16 protein-coding genes are annotated in these 15,476 nt (G+C 54.5%); 4 read left to right on the forward strand and 12 right to left on the reverse strand.

Annotated features, from left to right (window positions below; translation table 11 throughout):
* Positions 1-14: 14 nt before the first annotated feature.
* Positions 15-836, forward strand: a complete 822-nt coding sequence (cobB, locus tag ACQG11_RS18755) for a Sir2 family NAD+-dependent deacetylase (RefSeq protein WP_022647760.1) — start codon at positions 15-17, stop codon at positions 834-836.
* A gap of 34 nt (positions 837-870) precedes the next feature.
* Here cobB and potD read toward each other — a convergent pair whose 3' ends face one another.
* From potD to potA, 4 genes are read right to left on the reverse strand one after another with little or no spacing between them, the layout of a single operon-like run.
* Positions 871-1,905 carry a spermidine/putrescine ABC transporter substrate-binding protein PotD gene (gene potD, locus ACQG11_RS18760; protein WP_022647761.1) on the reverse strand — a complete coding sequence of 345 codons (1,035 nt, stop codon included), beginning with the start codon at positions 1,903-1,905 and terminating at the stop codon, positions 871-873.
* Positions 1,902-2,693, reverse strand: a complete 792-nt coding sequence (gene potC / locus ACQG11_RS18765) for a spermidine/putrescine ABC transporter permease PotC (RefSeq protein WP_015570805.1) — start codon at positions 2,691-2,693, stop codon at positions 1,902-1,904. Before potC ends, potD begins: the two co-directional genes overlap by 4 nt.
* Positions 2,690-3,547, reverse strand: a complete 858-nt coding sequence (gene potB, locus ACQG11_RS18770; protein WP_022647763.1) for a spermidine/putrescine ABC transporter permease PotB — start codon at positions 3,545-3,547, stop codon at positions 2,690-2,692. Before potB ends, potC begins: the two co-directional genes overlap by 4 nt.
* On the reverse strand, positions 3,531-4,679 hold the full coding sequence (gene potA / locus ACQG11_RS18775) for a spermidine/putrescine ABC transporter ATP-binding protein PotA (protein WP_163385517.1): 1,149 nt from the start codon (positions 4,677-4,679) through the stop codon (positions 3,531-3,533). Before potA ends, potB begins: the two co-directional genes overlap by 17 nt.
* Before the next feature lie 237 nt (positions 4,680-4,916).
* On the opposite strand from potA, the gene pepT reads away from it, so the two are divergent.
* Complete coding sequence (gene pepT, locus ACQG11_RS18780) at positions 4,917-6,140, forward strand: peptidase T (RefSeq protein ID WP_032624465.1); 1,224 nt, start codon at positions 4,917-4,919, stop codon at positions 6,138-6,140.
* Between the two features lie 100 nt (positions 6,141-6,240).
* The gene (locus ACQG11_RS18785; protein WP_023299811.1) at positions 6,241-6,732 is read left to right on the forward strand and encodes an REP-associated tyrosine transposase; all 492 of its coding nucleotides are present in this window, start codon (positions 6,241-6,243) and stop codon (positions 6,730-6,732) included.
* Positions 6,733-6,824: 92 nt separating this feature from the next.
* Here ACQG11_RS18785 and ACQG11_RS18790 read toward each other — a convergent pair whose 3' ends face one another.
* From ACQG11_RS18790 to phoP, 3 genes are all read right to left on the reverse strand, one after another.
* Positions 6,825-7,946 carry a cupin domain-containing protein gene (locus tag ACQG11_RS18790; protein ID WP_022647767.1) on the reverse strand — a complete coding sequence of 374 codons (1,122 nt, stop codon included), beginning with the start codon at positions 7,944-7,946 and terminating at the stop codon, positions 6,825-6,827.
* 91 nt (positions 7,947-8,037) lie between these two features.
* Positions 8,038-9,501: a two-component system sensor histidine kinase PhoQ gene (phoQ, locus tag ACQG11_RS18795; RefSeq protein WP_022647768.1), complete on the reverse strand. Its 1,464-nt coding sequence runs from the start codon at positions 9,499-9,501 to the stop codon at positions 8,038-8,040.
* Entirely contained in the window at positions 9,502-10,173 is a 672-nt protein-coding gene (phoP, locus tag ACQG11_RS18800; protein ID WP_026094318.1) for a two-component system response regulator PhoP, read from the reverse strand. It lies immediately after the preceding gene.
* Between the two features lie 475 nt (positions 10,174-10,648).
* Here phoP and ACQG11_RS18805 point away from each other — a divergent pair, with 475 nt between their 5' ends.
* On the forward strand, positions 10,649-11,041 hold the full coding sequence (locus ACQG11_RS18805; RefSeq protein ID WP_022647769.1) for a hypothetical protein: 393 nt from the start codon (positions 10,649-10,651) through the stop codon (positions 11,039-11,041).
* 84 nt (positions 11,042-11,125) lie between these two features.
* On the opposite strand, the gene purB is transcribed toward ACQG11_RS18805, so the two are convergent.
* Genes purB through rluE form a run of 5 tightly spaced genes read right to left on the reverse strand, consistent with a single transcriptional unit; the run spans position 11,126 to position 15,461 of the window.
* A complete protein-coding gene (gene purB / locus ACQG11_RS18810) occupies positions 11,126-12,496 on the reverse strand; it encodes an adenylosuccinate lyase (protein ID WP_155025236.1) in 1,371 nt (456 codons plus the stop codon).
* Positions 12,497-12,515: 19 nt separating this feature from the next.
* Positions 12,516-13,145 (reverse strand): high frequency lysogenization protein HflD, encoded by a 630-nt coding sequence (gene hflD, locus ACQG11_RS18815; protein WP_006809213.1) that lies wholly within the window; start codon positions 13,143-13,145, stop codon positions 12,516-12,518.
* Positions 13,146-13,172: 27 nt separating this feature from the next.
* Positions 13,173-14,285 (reverse strand): tRNA 2-thiouridine(34) synthase MnmA, encoded by a 1,113-nt coding sequence (mnmA, locus tag ACQG11_RS18820; RefSeq protein WP_058647124.1) that lies wholly within the window; start codon positions 14,283-14,285, stop codon positions 13,173-13,175.
* Between the two features lie 40 nt (positions 14,286-14,325).
* Entirely contained in the window at positions 14,326-14,799 is a 474-nt protein-coding gene (locus ACQG11_RS18825) for an NUDIX hydrolase (RefSeq protein ID WP_367076246.1), read from the reverse strand.
* Positions 14,799-15,461 carry a 23S rRNA pseudouridine(2457) synthase RluE gene (rluE, locus tag ACQG11_RS18830; RefSeq protein WP_022647772.1) on the reverse strand — a complete coding sequence of 221 codons (663 nt, stop codon included), beginning with the start codon at positions 15,459-15,461 and terminating at the stop codon, positions 14,799-14,801. Before rluE ends, ACQG11_RS18825 begins: the two co-directional genes overlap by 1 nt.
* Positions 15,462-15,476: the final 15 nt, after the last annotated feature.

Below are 15,476 nucleotides of genomic sequence, written 5' to 3' on the forward strand. Positions count from 1 at the left end.
TTTACGAGGTTACTATGCTGTCGCGTCGCCAGGGTCGACTCAGCCGTTTTCGCAAAAATAAACGCCGCTTACGTGAACGCCTGCGTCAGCGGATCTTTTTCAGAGACAGGATGATGCCAGAAGCGATGGATAAACCCAGAGTGGTGGTGTTGACCGGGGCGGGGATCTCCGCCGAATCCGGTATTCAGACCTTCCGCGCGGCGGACGGGCTGTGGGAAGAACACCGAGTAGAAGATGTGGCGACGCCGGAAGGTTTCGCCCGCGATCCGGCGCTGGTTCAGGCGTTTTACAACGCCCGTCGTCGCCAGCTTCAGCAGCCGGAGATTGCGCCAAACGCGGCGCACCTGGCGCTGGCAAAGCTGGAGGAGGCGCTGGGGGATCGTTTTCTGCTGGTGACGCAAAACATCGACAATCTTCACGAAAGAGCCGGAAACCACAACATCATTCACATGCACGGCGAACTGCTCAAGGTGCGGTGCGCATGGAGTGGGCAGGTGCTGGAGTGGAAAGAGGACGTGCTGGACGAAGACCGCTGCCACTGCTGTCAGTTCCCTTCGCGTCTGCGTCCCCATGTGGTCTGGTTTGGCGAAATGCCGCTGGGAATGGATGAGATCTACAGCGCCCTGGCCATGGCGGACGTCTTTATCGCCATTGGTACCTCAGGGCATGTCTATCCAGCGGCGGGGTTTGTTCACGAAGCGCGACTGCAAGGTGCCCATACGGTTGAGCTTAATCTGGAGCCAAGCCAGGTCGGGAGTGAGTTTGAAGAGAAGCATTACGGTCTGGCCAGCGAGGTGGTGCCAGCCTTTGTTGATAAACTCCTTAAGGGGCTGTAAGGGTAACGGGCGACCTTGCGTCGCCCGTTGTGCATTAACGGCCTGCTTTTAGCTTCTGATAATACTCTTCATACAGGCGGCTCGCGTCACCGACGTCGTTCTGCCATTCCCCTTTGCTGATGGTTTCAGCGTCCGGATAAAGCGATTTATCATTCGCCACTTCAGGACTTAACAGCTTCCGCGCGGCCAGGTTTGGTGTCGGGTAACCAATAGTTTCCGCCACCTGTTTTGCCACATCCGGGCGCAGCAGGAAGTTAATCAGCTTCAGGGCGCCATCGACGTTTTTCGCATTAGCCGGGATCGCGAGGCTGTCCATCCAGAAGATGCCGCCCTCTTTCGGCCAGACCACCTCCAGCGGCGTACCGGCCTGACGCGCCACAAACGCAGAGCCGTTCCAGACCATCCCCAGATTCACTTCACCTTCCATATACGGGTTAGCCGGGTTATCCGAGTTGAACGCCGCCACGTTTGGCATCAGCTTTTTCAGTTCGTTATACGCCGCTTCGATCTCTTTCGGATCGGTGGTGTTGCCGGAGTAGCCGAGTTTACGCAGCGCAATCTGGAACACTTCGCGCGCATCATCGGTTAACAGCAGGCTGCTTTTGTATTCCGGCTTCCACAGATCAGCCCAGGATGAAACCGTTTTTGGATCAACGGCATCGCTGTTGACGCCAATTGCCGTCGCGCCCCAGATGTACGGAATGGAATAATCGTTGTTCGGGTCGAATGGCTTGTTTAGCATCTCAGGATCGAGGTTTGAAAAATTGGTTAGCTTCGTTTTATCGATCTTCTGGATCATGCCTTCTTTGCGCATCTTGTCGACGAAATAGGTCGACGGCACCACCAGGTCATACGCGCCATCTTTATAGGTTTTGAGCTTGGCGTACATGGTTTCATTCGACTCGTAGGTCGAATAGATCACCTTGATGCCCGTCTCTTTGGTGAACTGCTCCAGCAGGCCCGGCGGCACATACTCGGTCCAGTTGTAGAAATAGAGCGTTTTGCTGTCATCAGCATGCGCGGCACCCATTCCGAGCACCAGTGCCGCAGCGGCAAGCATTTTTTTCATTTCTGTGTCCCCTGAGATTTTGTTTTATCACGAGCAATAACCTGGCTGGCAATCACCAGAACCAGCGATAACACCAACAGAATAGTCGCCAGCGCGTTCACTTCGGGTGAAACACCGACTTTCACCATTGAGTAGATCTTCAACGGCAGAATTTCGTAGCTCGGCCCGGTGACGAAGGAGGACACGACCACGTCGTCCATCGACAGGGTAAAGCTGAGCAGCCATCCGGCTGCCACGGCAGGCATCGCCAGCGGCAGGATGATTTTGCGAAGAATGGTCATCTCGCTGGCTCCCAGATCCTTCGCCGCTTCCAGCATGCGTACGTCGAATCCTTTCAGTCGCGCGTAGACGGTTACCACCACAAACGGCAGGCAGAAGGTGATATGCGAAAACAGCAGCGACCAGAAACCGAGCTGGACGCCCAGCAGCATAAACAGCACCAGCAGTGAAATGGCCATCACGATGTCCGGGGACATCATCACCACAAACAGCATACCGCTGACGAACGGCTTACCGCGAAAACGGTAGCGGTACAGCGCCACGGCGGTCAGCGAGCCAATCAGCGTCGCGAAGGTGGCAGAGAATACCGCCATCGTCAGCGAGTGCTGAGCAGCCTGTAGCAGGCTGTCATTGTTCATCAGCAGGCCATACCATTTGGTGGTAAACCCTTGCCAGTTGATCCCGAAGCGTGAACTGTTAAAGGAGTTCACGATCAAAATGATTATCGGAATATAAAGATACGCATAAATGGCGGTCATAAAACCGCCGCGAAGCAGTCGACCGATCATTCCAGCTCCACCTTCTTATTCAGCAGGCGTGAGGCACGCCAGTAAACCAGCAGCATCAGCCCCATTACCACCGTCAGCGTAATGCTGGTGGCCGAGCCGAACGGCCAGTCGCGGATGTTCAGGAACTGGCTCTTGATCACGTTGCCGATCAGCAGGTTTTTCGCCCCGCCCATCAGGTCCGACACGTAGAACAGGCCCATCGCAGGCAACATGACCAGCAGACATCCGGCAATAATGCCCGGCATGGTCAGCGGGATAATGATGCGGATAAAGGTTTGCAGCTTGCTGGCCCCCAGGTCTCTCGCGGCTTCCAGAAGTGGTTTATCAAGCTTTTCAATGCTTGAGTAAAGCGGCATCACCATAAACGGCAGCAGGATATAGACCAGGCCGACGATCACCGCGCTCGGAGTGAACATAATGCGGATCGGCGTATCAATAACCCCAAGCCACAGCAGAAACTCGTTAAGATAACCTTTGGTGCTGAGGAAGATTTTCAGCCCATATATGCGGATTAACGAGTTGGTCCAGAATGGCACAATCAGTAAAAACAGCAGCAGCGGACGCACTTTTTGCGGCAGGCGAGCCAGGAACCACGCGAACGGATACCCCAGCACCAGACAGGCAACGGTGGCAATCAGCGCCATATTGAGCGAGTGCAGCAGCACGTCAAAGTAGAGCGGATCGAGCAGGCGTGCGTAGTTGTCCAGCGTAAAGACCATCGCGACGAAGTTCGCGTCGTCGCGGGTCAGGAAGCTGGTTACGATGATCATCAGGTTGGGCAGAAAGACAAACAACACAAGCCAACCGACGATCGTGGCAATCACCACATTCTGGAACTTACTTGTGTTCTTCATCAGCCAGTACAACCTCCCAGCTTTCTACCCAGTTGATGACCATCTTCTGATCCAGCGAGTGGTCGAAGTCCGGATCGTCCTCGTTGAAGAACTCACTAACCATCACCATTTTGCCGTTTTCCAGTTCCACAACGGATTCGAGGGTCATCCCTTTGTAGTTTCTTTCGCGAACGTAACCGATCAGACCTTCGGCGTCAGCCGTGTCGTGGATCTCATCGACGCGAAGATCTTCCGGGCGCAGCAGAACGTTGAGCCTTTGTCCCTTTTCCACGGCAAAGTTCACCGTGATGTTGCATTCGCGGCCTTCCACGTTGGCGCGCACGCGCTGCTCGTCCAGACGCTCAATCACCGTGGCGTTGAAAATATTGATTTCGCCAATGAAGCTGGCGACGAACAGGTTTTTCGGCTCCTCGTAAATTTCACGCGGTGTGCCGTCCTGCTCAATCTTGCCCTCACGCATCACCACGATACGGTCTGACATAGTCAGGGCTTCTTCCTGATCGTGAGTGACAAACACGAACGTGATGCCGAGCTTACGCTGAAGCGCTTTCAGCTCGTTCTGCATCTGCTTGCGCAGTTTGTAGTCCAGCGCGGAGAGGGATTCATCCAGCAGGAGCAGGCGTGGTTTGTTGACCACGGCGCGGGCAATAGCCACACGCTGCTGCTGACCACCAGAAAGTTGATGCGGCTTGCGCTGGGCGAATGCCTCCAGCTGCACCATGCGCAGGGCTTCGGTAACGCGCGGCGGGATCTCGCTGGCGGGTGTTTTTTGCATCCGCAGGCCAAACGCCACGTTCTCAAACACGGTCATGTGCGGGAACAGGGCATAGCTCTGAAAGACGGTATTGACGTGGCGATCTTCGGCAGGGACCTGGGTAATGTCCTGGTTCTCAAGATGGATATGGCCGTTATCGACGCTTTCCAGCCCGGCAATAAGGCGCAGGACGGTGGTTTTGCCGCAGCCGGAGGGGCCAAGCAGCGTGAGAAACTCACCGTCATTGATGGTCAGATTAAGATCGGAAATGACATCTTTGCCATCGAAACTTTTACGAATTCGTTCCAGTTGCACCAGCGGTGAAAGGGAACGGGGTTGTGTATTCAATTTTCGCGCTGTCCCATATAGACGCCTCAGGCAGCAGACTGAAGCGGGGTTTGTGTGTAACCACCTTGGTGACTCGTAATGAGGGCGGACATTCTACGGCAAACCCATTGAATCGCCAATCCTTCTCACTTATTCATAAGCTACATTTATTAACGCAGAACGATATAAACGTAAAAAGTTCTCGTTTGCGGGATAAAAGTGACCTGACGCAATATTTGCGTTTTGCTGCTTAATGATAATGTTGTCACAAAAAGTGAGGGTGACTGCATGGATAAACTACTTGAGCGTTTCTTACATTACGTTTCGCTGGATACCCAATCTAAGCCGGGGGTCCGACAGGTGCCAAGCACCGAAGGCCAGTGGAAGCTGCTAAATCTGCTGAAAGAGCAGCTGGAGGCCATGGGGCTGGTTGATGTCACGCTCAGTGAAAAAGGGACCGTGATGGGAACGCTGCCGGCCAACGTTGAGGGAGATATCCCGGCGATTGGCTTTATTTCTCATGTCGATACCTCACCTGATTTTAGCGGTAAACACGTTAATCCGCAGATTGTTGAAAACTACCGCGGCGGAGATATTGCGCTGGGCATTGGCGACGAAGTGCTGTCGCCGGTGATGTTCCCGGTACTGCATCAGCTGCTGGGGCAGACGTTAATCACCACCGACGGCAAAACCTTGCTGGGGGCCGATGACAAAGCGGGTATCGCCGAGATCATGACGGCGCTGGCGGTGCTGAAGGGCAAAAATATCCCACATGGCGATATCCGCGTGGCCTTCACGCCGGATGAAGAGGTAGGAAAAGGCGCGAAACATTTTGACGTTGAGGCGTTTAACGCTCAGTGGGCCTACACCGTCGACGGTGGCGGCGTGGGTGAACTTGAGTATGAAAACTTTAACGCGGCATCGGTGACGATCAAAATCGTCGGGAATAACGTGCACCCGGGCTCTGCGAAAGGGGTGATGGTGAATGCGCTGTCGCTGGCTGCGCGTATTCATGCGGAAGTTCCTGCCGAAGAGAGCCCGGAGATGACGGAAGGGTATGAGGGTTTTTATCATCTGACCAGCATCAAGGGGAACGTGGACAGCGCGCAGATGCACTATATCGTCCGCGATTTTGACCGCAAAGCCTTTGAAGCGCGCAAGCGTAAGATGATGGAGATCGCGAAAAAGGTCGGCAAGGGGCTGCACCCGGATTGCTATATTGAGCTCATCATCGAAGACAGCTATTACAATATGCGCGAGAAGGTGATGGAGCATCCGCACATTCTTGATATCGCCCAGCAGGCGATGCGCGATTGTGATATCGAGCCGGTGATGAAACCGATCCGTGGTGGTACCGATGGTTCGCAGCTGTCATTTATGGGCCTGCCGTGCCCGAACCTGTTTACCGGTGGATATAACTACCACGGCAAGCATGAGTTCGTGACGCTGGAAGGGATGGAAAAAGCGGTGCAGGTGATTGTGCGGATAGCAGAGTTAACCGCGAAGCGGTAAGAAAAAGCCCGGTGGCGCTGCGCTTACCGGGCCTACAGTAAAGGCTTTTGTAGGCCGGGTAAGGCGTAGCCGCCACCCGGCACATGAACAGGGAGTTCAAATGTCAAACTACCGCCGCCACTACATCCCCGGTGGAACCTGGTTTTTCACCGTCAATCTGCAAAACCGCCAGAGCGATTTACTTACCCGCCACATCGACAGCTTGCGTTCCGCTACCGCCACGGTTAAGCATGCGAAGCCCTTCACCATTAACGCCTGGGTTATCCTGCCTGAACATATGCACTGTATCTGGACCTTACCGGAAGGGGACAGTGACTTTTCGTCGCGCTGGCGCGACATCAAAAAAATGTTTAGCCGCAACATTGAGATGCGCCACGTCTGGCAACCGCGTTTCTGGGAACACACCATTCGCAATGAACAGGATTACCGGCGGCATATGGATTACGTCTACATCAATCCGCTGAAGCATGGCTATGTCGGGAAAGTCGTCGACTGGCCCTATTCAACGTTTCATCGGGACGTGCGGGAGGGGTTATATCCGGCAGACTGGGCGGGTGAGATTGAGGATTTTGCGGCGGGGGAGCGGAAGTAAAAAAAGCCCGGTGGCGCATCGCTTACCGGGCCTGCGGGAACGGCTTTTGTAGGCCGGGTAAGGCGTAGCCGCCACCCGGCAAACATCATGACTCAGTCCTCAAAAAACCAGTACCCGCTGTTAACCAGCGCGGCCAGCATGGCGAGGAAGGAGGGATCGTCCAGCGCGTCGCCAAAGGTATCCGCAGACAGCACCATATGGCTGGCAATCGCTTCCAGTGCCGGACGGTGTGGAGAGTCCAGGCGCTCGCCGTTGACGAATACCTCTTCGCCAATGCGCAATACACGTAATCCGCCCAGACGAACCAGCTTATCGCCCTGCTGGAGGGCATCATAAATTTCATCTGCCTGATACGGCGGCTCTGGCGGTGCGACGTCCAGTTCGTGACGCGACTGGCTGATAAACTCGCCAAACCACTGTCTGAAGTGCTCCGGTTCGTTGATCAGATCCAGCATCATACCGCGCAGCTTATCCAGCTCCTCTGGCAGAATATCGGCCGGGTGCTCACGCGCCGGAACATCCGGATCGCTGTAACGATGGCTGCCCAGCTCGCGCTGTAAAACATAGTCAGCGAATCCGCTGATCATCTCGCGGCCGCTTGGCGCGCGGAAACCAACCGAATAGTTTAGCGAGTTTTCAAGGGAATAACCTTCATGCGGGAAGCCTGGCGGGATATACAGAATGTCGCCTGGCTCCAGCTCTTCATCAATGATCCCTTCAAACGGATCAACCTGAAGCAGATCCGGGTGCGGGCAGTGCTGCTTCATTGGCACTTTTTCGCCCACTCGCCAGCGACGGCGACCGGTACCCTGAATGATAAACACGTCGTACTGATCAAGATGCGGACCCACGCCGCCACCGGGAACAGAGAAGGAGATCATCAGATCGTCCATTCGCCAGTCTGGGAGGGCGCGGAAGGGACGCATCAAGGCTGCGGTGGGTTCGTGCCAGTTGTTGACCGCCTGCACCAGTAAAGACCAGTTGCTTTCGCCCAGGTGATCGTAGCTTTCAAAGGGACCGTGGCTGACCTGCCATTTCCCGTCCTGATGGCTCACCAGACGGCTGTCTACCTCGTTTTCCATCGCCAGACCAGCGAGTTCGTCAGGAGATATAGGGTCGATAAAATTGCTGATCCCGCGTTTAAGAACGACCGGGCGTTTTTGCCAGTAACGTTCAATAAATTCGGGCCAGTTAAGCGTTAATTGATAATCCATATTTTTGTATTCCGCAGGCTCTTACTGAAACGGATTATAACGGAAGCACCGACCCCTGGCTGCGAGATCCGCGTATTTTTCACATTTCGGGTTAACTATCGTTCAATACGGGCTGTTGGCGGCCAAAAATGACTTCCATACGGGCACCGCCCAGCAGACTTTCGCCGGTTTCAATCTTGCCCTCGTACTGATCGACAATTTCCCGGGCGACGGATAATCCGACACCCTGGCCCGGGCGCAGCGTATCGGCGCGCTGACCGCGATCGAATACCACCTCGCGTTTATTATGGGGAATGCCAGGACCATCATCCTCAACGATAATATGCAGTTCGTTATCCGTTACGCGCGCGGACACCTCGACAAACTCCAGACAATATTTGCAGGCGTTATCGAGCAGATTTCCCATCACTTCCATAAAGTCATTCTTCTCGCCAACAAAGCTTATTTCCGGTGAGATATCCAGACTGATGTTTACCCCTTTACGCTGGTAAACCTTGTTCAGCGCAGAGGTGAGGTTATCCAGCAGCGGGGCTACCGGGTGCAGTTCACGGCTCAATAAGGCGCTTCCGGAACGCATGCTCGCGCGGTGCAGGTAATAACCAATCTGCTGTGAAATACGGCTGATTTGCTCCAGCATTACCGGCTCGGCGTCATCCACGCTCATTTTCGAACTGCGCATTGAACGCAGTGTACTTTGCATCACTGCCAGCGGGGTTTTCAGGCTGTGCGTAAGATCGGTGAGCGTCGTGCGATACTTGTCGTAACGTTCACGTTCGCTTTTCAGCAGGCGGTTGAGGTTGCGCACCAGGCTGGTCAGTTCGCGCGTAGTTTCAGGGTTAAGCTTCTCGCGGTGATGTTCCTCCAGCTCGCGCACCTCTTTGGCAAGGGATTCAATCGGGCGGAGGCTCCACCACGCAGCAACCCACAGGAGAGGGATCACCAGCAGCAGGTTGGCAGCCAGAACGTACACGAACCAGTTCCAGACCATATACGAACGTTTTAGCTCAACCGGTATGGTATCGATCACTACAATGGTCAGCTGCGGCATGTTCAGAGTGGCGGGATACAGGTTGATGGCCACCGAGTGGGTCATCTCCGTGTCGTCATCTTCAGCGCGGATCTCATTGAGCTTGTTCTGTAACGCCCGATCGTCACGCAGCAGGATGCTGGTAGAGTTGAGGTCGGCTTCTATTTCGTGAAAACCATTGGTTTTAAGCCATTCCGGACGGATGCGCTTTTTCAGCCAGGGGACGTCGCGCTGCGCCCACAGCAATTTTCCTTTTTCATCGTAAATGAGTGCCAGCGTTGGGCTCTGCTGGTTCAGGTTTTCCGGCATCTCGACGGTGATTTGGTTGTTCTCCCATTTCGCCAGGGTATAGAACAGATTACTTTCGCCGCGAAGCAGGCGGAAGGTGGTTTTATCGAAGCTTACGCTGTACCCGACCAACGCCACCATTCCGTAAGAGAGGGACAGCACGAGCACGACGGCGGCGGTTGCCAGCAGAAAGCGAACCCGCAGTGAAAGGGGTAAAATGTGGCGCAAAATCCCTTTCATTTAGCGTAATTCGAACAGGTAGCCCTGACCACGCACGGTGGTAATCACGTCGTGCGGGTACTGTGCCTGAATTTTTTTGCGCAGGCGGCCCATCAGCACGTCAATGGTGTGGCTTTCGCGCAGTTCGGCATCCGGATAAAGCTGAAGCATCAGGGAATCTTTGCTCACCACTTTACCGTTGTTACGGATCAGCGTTTCCATGATGGTGTATTCGAATGCGGTCAGCTTGATTACTTCATCATTTATTGAAAATTCGCGGCGGGAGAGATCCACCTGGAACGGCGGCAGAGAGATCACCTGTGACGCCAGCCCGCTGTTGCGGCGCAGCAGCGCCTGCATACGCGCGGCGACTTCTTCAATATGGAAGGGTTTGGTCACGTAGTCATCTGCGCCTGCGCTCAACACTTCAACCTTGTCCTGCCAGCCTTCGCGAGCAGTCAGCACCAGTACCGGCAGGGAAACGTCATGGCTACGCCAGCGGCGGATAAGAGATAATCCGTCTTCATCCGGCAGCCCTAAATCGACAATGGCGATGTCCGGCAGGTGTTCATTGAGATAATAATCGGCCTCTTTTGCGTCTTCAGCATCGTCCACCTGATGACCCATCTCCTGAAGTTGAACTTTCAGGTGATGACGTAGCAATGCGTTATCCTCAACAACCAGTACGCGCATCATCATTTCTCCCTTTATAAATGGTATGAATAGTTTAACGCTGATTATCCAGGTTGACACCAGCGTTATGAAATTAAATGATTTTTTTCATGCTTCTGAAGACAGGTGGCATTACGCCAGGCATCTGATTATTAAGTATGTTGACCTGATCCTGTTTCAAATCGCCCACCCACCTCACATAAGCCTCATACGCCCCCAGAAGGCGCGGGTAATATAAACTGACTTGTTTTCGCACGCTTCCGCAATCCGGATAAAACATCCATCCGTTTATGAACGGTTGAAGGCGAGTCGCTTTTTTGACAGAACGGGCACGCCAGTTTTGTAAAGATTGCCCTTTTTTTTGTAAGGATGTTCTCACTATGTCTGTCTTTGTCTACGCTTATTTTATGGTGCGAAATTAGATTTGCATAAGATGTGCCAGAAAATCAGCATTTTTACACAACAAAACAGCAATATAGCGAGTAAAGAGGATTCTATGGAATGGAAGGTTGTTGAGACTATTGCGAGCCCGGAAAGTGGAACCATCTTTTGCAAAGTTGAAACACAATATGGCCTGAATTATATCCTTTGGCTAAAAGGGGATTATTACGTTCGTGCCGGTGAAATCATCACCACCTCAAACCAGGGTATCCTGATTAACGATCGGCGGCGTAGGGTATGGATAGCGCAGGCAATGCCCTATACATCAATAGGCTGGATGGGGTTCAAACAGAAAAACGCGTGTCCAGGTAACCGGCAGGAGATGGATCGGCCATGCACGGTTGAGACCCCGTGCCAGTTCAGGCTGTGCCCGTTCGGCTTAAAACGATATATTCCGGAAAGTTATTCCACGGCGAAAAATAACAACCAGCCTGACAACAGGTTGTAATCCCGGCAGAGCCTGTAACGGGGTGTGAACGTCGACACGATGATGAAAAGCAGCCCCCTTTCCGGGTGGAAAGGGGGAGGGTGATTACTTCAGCTCGTCAACCATAGTAATGGCGCGGCCAATATAGTTTGCCGGGGTCATCTCTTTCAGGCGCGCTTTTTCTTCTTCGGGCAGCGCCAGACCATCGATAAACTGTTTCATACCCTCAGCATCAACGCGTTTACCGCGGGTCAGTTCTTTGAGTTTCTCGTACGGTTTTTCGATGCCATAACGACGCATCACGGTCTGAATCGGCTCCGCCAGCACTTCCCAGTTGTGATCCAGCTCGTCCAGCAGACGGTCGCGGTTCACCTCCAGCTTGCTCACACCCTTCAGGGTGGACTGGTAGGCGATCAGCGCGTAGCCAATACCCACGCCCAGGTTACGCAGCACCGTGGAGTCAGTCAGGTCGCGCTGCCAGCGGGAGACCGGCAGCTTACTCGCCATATGCTGCAACACGGCATTCGCCAGGCCCAGGTTACCTTCGGAGTTTTCGAAGTCGATTGGGTTCACTTTGTGCGGCATGGTGGACGAACCGATTTCCCCGGCGATGGTCTTCTGCTTGAAGTGGTTCAGGGCGATGTAGCCCCAGACGTCACGATCGAAGTCGATCAGGATGGTGTTGAAGCGCGCAATGCAGTCAAACAGTTCAGCGATGTAGTCGTGCGGCTCAATCTGGGTGGTGTACGGGTTCCACTGGATCCCCAGAGACGTCACGAACTCTTCACTGAACTGGTGCCAGTCCACTTCCGGGTACGCCGCAATGTGGGCGTTGTAGTTACCCACCGCGCCGTTGATTTTGCCGAGGATCTCAACCTGCTCCAGCTGACGATACTGGCGTTCCATGCGGTACGCCACGTTCGCCATCTCTTTACCCATGGTGGATGGGGTTGCTGGCTGGCCATGAGTACGGGACAGCAGCGGAATATCACGGTACTCCACGGACAGCGCTTTCACCGCATCGATGATTTTACACCAGTAAGGGAGTACCACCTCTTTGCGTGCGGTAGAGAGCATCAGCGCGTGAGACAGGTTGTTAATATCTTCAGAGGTACAGGCGAAGTGAATAAATTCAGATACCGCGTGCAGCGCAGGGACGCTTGCCACTTTCTCTTTCAGGAAGTATTCAACCGCTTTCACGTCGTGGTTGGTGGTGCGTTCGATGGTTTTAATACGCGCGGCATCTTCTTCGCTGAACTCAGCAACGATTTTATCAAGGTAATCGTTTGCCTTTACGTCAAAAGCAGGAACTTCCTTGATTGCTGTCTGGGCGGCCAGCTTTTGCAGCCAGCGCACTTCAACCTGAACACGGAACTTCAGCAGGCCATATTCGCTGAAGATCCCGCGCAGCGCGCTGACTTTATCGCCGTAGCGTCCATCGACAGGGGATACGGCGGTCAGTGAGGATAATTCCATAATTCGCAACTCCGGGAGGTTAACAATGAGCAAGAATTTGTTTTGCCTGAGTCGTCAGGCGATGACGAGAAAACATGAGCTGTAGGCGGCCACCGCCGACCTGTTGCCACAGCACGGCGGCACGGATACCTGCCAGCAGCGAAGCACGTACCTTCGCCTGTACCTGTGGGCTTTGCAATACGGCAGGCGAACCGGTGACCTGAATACGCGGGCCGAGCGGGCTAATTACGTCGACGTAGATACCGGCCATCGCGCTCAGCAGGGTCTCAGACTGGAGGTCAAAGTGGTCGAGCTGGCGCTGTAGCCCGGCGATGCGATCGCCCAGGGTATTCATTGCGCCTTTCGCCGCGTTCAGCTTACGTTCCAGCACCATCAGGCTTAAGGTGTAGCGGGTCAGTTCCGCGTTCAACCCCTGACGGTTGCTGGCGTTGAGCACGCCGAGCAGGGTTTCAAGACCGAGACGAAGATTGGTTTCACTGCCGCCAAAGACGCCCAGCGTGGAGCCTGGGTTAAGATCGATAACGCTGTTGAGTGAAACGTGCAGGGCATCAGCGTCGCAATGACCCTGATGCGCCAGCTGTTGCACCAGACGGGCTGACTGGCAAATTCCCGCCAGCGCCAGGGTGATGTCGTAATAGTTCTTCGCCACACGGTCTCCTTTATGTGTGCAAACGGTTTAAACAGCAGGCAGCGGCAGGCGCTGTTCAATAATCCCACCGCCGAGGCAAATTTCGCCGCTGTAGAAAACAGCAGACTGGCCAGGGGTAACGGCGGAAACCGGCTCGTCGAAACGCACGTCAATGCGATCGTCATCCAGTGGGGTGACGGTGCAAGGGATGTCGGTCTGGCGGTAGCGCGTTTTCACGGTGCAGCGCAGCGTGCCTTTCAGCGGCTCGCGATCGACCCAGTGCAGCTGTTGCGCGATAAGTCCAACGGACATCAGGCGCGGATGGTCGTGACCCTGAGCCACCACCAGAATATTGTTTTCGACATCTTTGTCGACCACGTACCACGGATCTTCGCTGCCCTCTTTGGTGCCGCCGATACCCAGACCTTTACGCTGGCCGAGAGTGTGGTACATCAGCCCCTGGTGCTGACCAATCTCATCACCGTCAACGGTGACGATTTTGCCCGGCTGTGCAGGCAGGTAGCGCCCCAGGAACTCGCGGAATTTACGCTCGCCGATAAAACAGATACCGGTGGAGTCTTTTTTCTTCGCGGTGATCAGATCCAAATCTTCAGCAATCTTACGCACTTCCGGCTTTTCAAGCTCGCCGACCGGGAACAGACTTTGGGCAATCTGTTCATGGCTCAGCGTGTAGAGGAAGTAGCTCTGATCTTTATTGCCATCCAGACCGCGCAGCAGCTGGCTTTTACCATTCACATCCGCGCGACGCACGTAGTGGCCGGTCGCAATGTAGTCTGCGCCCAGATCTTCCGCGGCGAATTCCAGGAAGGCTTTGAATTTGATCTCTTTGTTACACAGGATATCCGGGTTTGGCGTGCGGCCCGCTTTGTACTCTTCGAGGAAGAGTTCAAAAACGTTGTCCCAGTATTCTGCGGCAAAGTTAACGGTGTGCAGTTCGATGCCGAGCTTATCGCACACGGCCTGCGCATCGGCGAGATCCGCAGCGGCAGTGCAGTATTCCTCGCCATCGTCTTCCTCCCAGTTCTTCATGAACAGGCCCTCCACCTTATAGCCCTGTTGCTGCAACAGGTAGGCGGAAACGGAGGAATCGACACCGCCGGACATGCCGACGATCACTTTTTTCTGGCTGTTATCTGACATGGAATACTCACGACATTGAACTTCAAGGCGGCGTATTCTATCACGCCCCCCCACCATTGACACCCTCTGTAAACGGCCAGTTAAATTCTGCAATGACATCCAGCGGCAGGCGAGCCGCAGACTGCCAGCAGCGGATGCTTTCCGCAACCAGCGGCGAGCGCAGGTTTGGCGCGTTCAGGATCTCGTCTGCGGTCACCCACAGGCAGCGATCGATATCGTCGTCGTGCGGTTCAGTGGCGCACGTTTCGTTAAGCTCAACGGCGAATAAAAAGCGCAGGAAAGATGTCTGGTCAGGCGCTATCCACTGATGCATACGGATAAAGTGCTGCGGTTCGGCGCGGATACCCGTCTCTTCCCAGAGCTCGCGTTTCGCTGCCTGCAATAAGGTTTCGTTGGCTTCAAGATGCCCGGCTGGCTGATTCCAAAGCGCTTTGCCGTTGATGGTCTCTTCCACCACCAGGAATTTCCCCTGCGCGTGGACCACGCAGGCGACCGTAACATGGGGTTTAAACATCAGTTCTCCTTAGGGGTAACATCCCGCCATTCCCCGTTAGCCAGCGAGTCCAGCGTGTAGCTGCCCATGGCGTAGCGAATGAGTCGCAGGGTAGGGAAGCCCACATGCGCAGTCATGCGCCTGACCTGTCGGTTGCGGCCTTCATAAAGGGTGATTTTAAGCCAGCTGGTGGGAATCGATTTGCGCTCACGAATCGGCGGGTTGCGCGGCCACAGCCACTCGGGTTCATTCACGCGCTCAATACCAGCTGGCAGGGTAGGACCATCGTTCAGCGTTACGCCGTTGCGCAGCTTTGCCAGCGACGCGTCGTCCGGCTCGCCTTCAACCTGCACATAGTAAATTTTTCCGGTACGTTTGCCCGGCTGAGTAAGCCTGGCCTGGAGCACGCCGTCATTGGTAAGCACCAGCAGCCCCTCGCTGTCGCGATCCAGACGCCCGGCCGCGTAGACCCCCTGAACGGGGATAAAATCCTTCAGCGTGCTGCGCCCGGCCTCGTCGGTAAACTGCGGCAATACATCGTAGGGTTTATTGAACAGTATGACCCGCGTTGGCTGGGGTTCTGGCGTTCTTCTGGTGGCTTGTCGTGAGCTGAATCGCTCAACCCGGTGTTTTCTAAAAGAAGTTTTCTTCATGGTATTTTCAGGCTCTATCAATTGCCGCATTATAGCCTAATAACG

The organism is Enterobacter cloacae complex sp. 372C4 (assembly GCF_050030615.1).
GTDB classification, from domain to species: domain Bacteria; phylum Pseudomonadota; class Gammaproteobacteria; order Enterobacterales; family Enterobacteriaceae; genus Enterobacter; species Enterobacter intestinihominis.

What these genes read in the sequence shown, in the direction of transcription:
- mnmA (WP_058647124.1), bottom strand. Translation starts at nt 14,285, where the DNA reads ATGTCAGATAACAGCCAGAAAAAAGTGATCGTCGGCATGTCCGGCGGT.
- pepT (WP_032624465.1), top strand. Translation starts at nt 4,917, where the DNA reads ATGGATAAACTACTTGAGCGTTTCTTACATTACGTTTCGCTGGATACC.
- phoQ (WP_022647768.1), bottom strand. Translation starts at nt 9,501, where the DNA reads ATGAAAGGGATTTTGCGCCACATTTTACCCCTTTCACTGCGGGTTCGC.
- potC (WP_015570805.1), bottom strand. Translation starts at nt 2,693, where the DNA reads ATGATCGGTCGACTGCTTCGCGGCGGTTTTATGACCGCCATTTATGCG.
- ACQG11_RS18825 (WP_367076246.1), bottom strand. Translation starts at nt 14,799, where the DNA reads ATGTTTAAACCCCATGTTACGGTCGCCTGCGTGGTCCACGCGCAGGGG.
- purB (WP_155025236.1), bottom strand. Translation starts at nt 12,496, where the DNA reads ATGGAATTATCCTCACTGACCGCCGTATCCCCTGTCGATGGACGCTAC.
- rluE (WP_022647772.1), bottom strand. Translation starts at nt 15,461, where the DNA reads ATGCGGCAATTGATAGAGCCTGAAAATACCATGAAGAAAACTTCTTTT.
- ACQG11_RS18790 (WP_022647767.1), bottom strand. Translation starts at nt 7,946, where the DNA reads ATGGATTATCAATTAACGCTTAACTGGCCCGAATTTATTGAACGTTAC.
- phoP (WP_026094318.1), bottom strand. Translation starts at nt 10,173, where the DNA reads ATGCGCGTACTGGTTGTTGAGGATAACGCATTGCTACGTCATCACCTG.
- ACQG11_RS18805 (WP_022647769.1), top strand. Translation starts at nt 10,649, where the DNA reads ATGGAATGGAAGGTTGTTGAGACTATTGCGAGCCCGGAAAGTGGAACC.
- potD (WP_022647761.1), bottom strand. Translation starts at nt 1,905, where the DNA reads ATGAAAAAAATGCTTGCCGCTGCGGCACTGGTGCTCGGAATGGGTGCC.
- cobB (WP_022647760.1), top strand. Translation starts at nt 15, where the DNA reads ATGCTGTCGCGTCGCCAGGGTCGACTCAGCCGTTTTCGCAAAAATAAA.
- potB (WP_022647763.1), bottom strand. Translation starts at nt 3,547, where the DNA reads ATGAAGAACACAAGTAAGTTCCAGAATGTGGTGATTGCCACGATCGTC.
- ACQG11_RS18785 (WP_023299811.1), top strand. Translation starts at nt 6,241, where the DNA reads ATGTCAAACTACCGCCGCCACTACATCCCCGGTGGAACCTGGTTTTTC.